This is a genomic window from Pseudomonas sp. MD195_PC81_125 (assembly GCF_014060985.1).
GTDB classification, from domain to species: Bacteria; Pseudomonadota; Gammaproteobacteria; order Pseudomonadales; family Pseudomonadaceae; genus Aquipseudomonas; species Aquipseudomonas parakoreensis.
In genome coordinates this window covers 1-2,861 of the sequence record NZ_JABULD010000817.1, presented here as the reverse complement: position 1 = coordinate 2,861, position 2,861 = coordinate 1, and the positions used below count along the sequence as shown (strand labels likewise).

The window sequence follows — 2,861 nt, the reverse complement described above, 5'->3', positions numbered from 1 at the left end:
ACCTGGGCAGCAATAGCATCCAGTCTATCGTCAGTTAGCACAATGTAATAGGCAGCAGCGCACATCGTCGAGATAAGACTCGAGGGCTAGAGACGGTGCTGGTTCTCAGCTCTAACAATCAGAGGGGAGTTCGTAACAGGATGCATCGTTGAGGATGCAGTGCGGCGACTCATCGGGACGGCCCTATACGACTCACGAGCTATGCGCTGACACCTAAACGTTGTTCACTTGGGTCGCGACAGTCCCACGTAAACAACAGAGAAACGCTCTCCCCCTCCCGCAAGAAACCAGCTTGCAAATCAAAAGCAGAAGCCTACCTTCAGCTGCTTAAAGGTCCACAAAGAAAGGCCGATATGCTGACAATGATTCTCCGGCAGCAGCCAGCAGCCAGCAGCCAGCAGCTAAAATATCTAAACGCCGTTCGGTCTTAGCAACTTTCCAGTGATGGATAAAGCCAAATCACTGCTCATAGAAAATCAAAACCCGTTCAATGTCACCAATACAGGACACTAAAATTGGCAAGGTTCAACTTCAAAGAAATCGCTTCGGCAAAAGATGGCACGGGAGACATAGATCAATTTGAAAAATTCGGCAAACAGTTTTTCGAATCAGTTCTGGGCCACAAGATTGTAAAAGACCCGGGCCGCGGCGCTGATGGTGGTATCGATATTCGCGTAAAAGTTAAGATAAATAATGGCTTTGAGTACTGGCTGGTCAGCTGCAAGCATTATGCTCACTCGGGCAACTCCGTGGGACGAGGCGATGAGGAAGACATACTCGACAGGCTGGCAGAACATAACTGTGATGTTTTCGTAGGGTTCTATTCCACGATCGCATCAGAAGGGTTATTTCAGAAACTCGAAAGACTCCGCATAAACAAAAAAATAAAATAATAAAATCTACAACTCCGAAGACATTGAAAAACTACTACTTCATAGCGTTCAAGGATTCCGTGTGGCGAAACAGTTTTTCTCCAAATCGCTAGTGAATATGTGGCCGCAAATTATCTCTTTAAACCCAACCTACTCTAAAAGCGATGCTGTAGAAGCCTCTCCTAATCAGTGGATTGTAGAAGAGGCTTTTCCAGATGGGTCATGGAGGGCATATTCAAACACAGCCGAAAACGCAGCTTTGATAGCAAATGAAATAGTCATGCTAGAAATTCATGAACCAATGTATCTAGCTGCTTGGAAAGATGCTGTACGTTTATTTCCAGACTTTTTTGAAATCCCAGATACTGGAATTGATGCCGCATTGAGCTGGAGCAAGCTCCCGCCTAAATGGTCCGCAGATATATTACTGGAAACGTTGTCGCCGAATCCACGATGGTCATTACTTGCCATTTGGAGCCTCGTGGATTCTAACAAAGTTCGCTCCATTCTTAAAAAACTGGGTCAGGATGCCTCACAGCGATCTGTAGATTTGATGAGCTTTGAATTTTTATCAGGCGACACAGGCACTGATCGCCGAGACATATTGACAAGGCTATTTGCGTATCGCTGCTGATGCTGCCCTAATTATGCCTTGACTATTGGGCAGAAGACGTAAGAGGCGCTTGCTGACCTCCCTAGGTTGCGCATCAACATGGTGTGCAATCTAGGTCGACTTGAAATGGATATACAAGGAATTAAGTTTCAGAGCCGCAGGGGGATAGCGTTCTAGAAAATTTAGCTGCGCAATCAATTCAGTGTTCAGCATGGTCCACACACACCCGAACCTGAAGCTACTGCCTCAGCACCGATGCCCGGCTGATACGTCATCAACCAGTTCTCTAAGCGAGCAATGACATCGGGAGAGTCGGTGCACTTGTAGCCCCGTCCATTCTGGACAATCTGTTGCAAATCTTCAGGTAGATCACAAGCCTGGCTTCCGAAATACCAGAATTTTTTAGCTATGAGGACATTCTCCCCACTCAAATCACGATCCATGTGATAACAATCATGATGAACGCTTTCGCGTTGAAACCAGTCGCCCTTCTCGTCCTTGAAATAAAGGTTATCCCCCTGGCGGTCAGTGCCATCCCCATTCACTGAGGGCCGCTTGAACATGTACCGCGGATCTTTACCGTACTCCTCAAGCGTCAGCACCTCTACGATCTTGGCTGCGTATACAAGTTTACCTCTCAGGCCGAGAGAGGCCGATCCCGTGCCCACCAGCCAGCTCCCCACTTCTGCTGTACGTCGAATTATAGGTTTACACGTAGCCAGGGTTAGAACGCCGCCAAAGGGGTTTGGGGCAAAGCCCGTATCATGAGTGATGACGTAGCAATAGATTCGAGTCATGAGGCACGCTTCCTACAGACAAACCCAATAAAAAGCCCGGCACTAGGCCAGGCAAGGACTAAGCACAGCCGCGCTCACTGGACTTTCTGCACCTTGGTAAATTTGAAGAGAAAATCAGGATCAGTCATCGTCCCATTCTCTGTCATGTTCTTTGGCTTGCCGATGGCGCCGGAGAAAACCACTAGGTCGCCTTCCTCCAACTCTGCTATCGCGTCATACAAAGGCGATCCGCTTTTGATAAGAGTCTTCGAACCGGCATCAGAAAAACCGTTGTTCCAAGTACCCAAAGTCATATCGTCTGTCATAGGGTGAATGATCAAATACGCGTCACCGTCACCGGTGGTGCCCATTTTTTCAACCGTCCCATACCAACCATCCACCTTGCTAGACTTCCCTGGCAGCTTCGAGATGGAATCCAACCGCTTCTTCACCAACGCTGACTTCTTTAGTTCGTTGGGCGCTTGCTCGTATTGTGCTGCGTAGTCCTTGACCACGTTAATAAACCCTTGCTGGAATGGGCTAACCGTAACCGGCTTCGTCTCCGCGCCAGCGCTAGAACTTAGGAGGACAGCTAACAAA

The 2,861-nt window shown here is 48.1% G+C and carries 4 protein-coding genes; 2 read left to right on the top strand and 2 right to left on the bottom strand.

Going from position 1 to position 2,861, the window contains the following annotated elements:
• The first annotated feature begins 515 nt into the window (after nucleotides 1-515).
• Both HT737_RS29485 and HT737_RS29480 read left to right on the top strand, forming a co-directional pair.
• Nucleotides 516-893, top strand: a complete 378-nt coding sequence (locus tag HT737_RS29485) for a restriction endonuclease (RefSeq protein ID WP_182404585.1) — start codon at nucleotides 516-518, stop codon at nucleotides 891-893.
• Nucleotides 894-954: 61 nt separating this feature from the next.
• Entirely contained in the window at nucleotides 955-1,506 is a 552-nt protein-coding gene (locus tag HT737_RS29480) for a hypothetical protein (RefSeq protein WP_182404584.1), read from the top strand.
• Nucleotides 1,507-1,691: 185 nt separating this feature from the next.
• On the opposite strand, the gene HT737_RS29475 is transcribed toward HT737_RS29480, so the two are convergent.
• Both HT737_RS29475 and HT737_RS29470 read right to left on the bottom strand, forming a co-directional pair.
• Nucleotides 1,692-2,282, bottom strand: coding sequence for a hypothetical protein (locus HT737_RS29475; RefSeq protein WP_306287115.1), 591 nt, complete (start codon nucleotides 2,280-2,282; stop codon nucleotides 1,692-1,694).
• A gap of 74 nt (nucleotides 2,283-2,356) precedes the next feature.
• Nucleotides 2,357-2,861 (bottom strand): hypothetical protein (locus HT737_RS29470; RefSeq protein ID WP_220459574.1); only part of this gene is annotated, 505 nt, incomplete at its 5' end.

What these genes read in the sequence shown, in the direction of transcription:
- HT737_RS29475 (WP_306287115.1), bottom strand. Translation starts at nt 2,282, where the DNA reads ATGACTCGAATCTATTGCTACGTCATCACTCATGATACGGGCTTTGCC.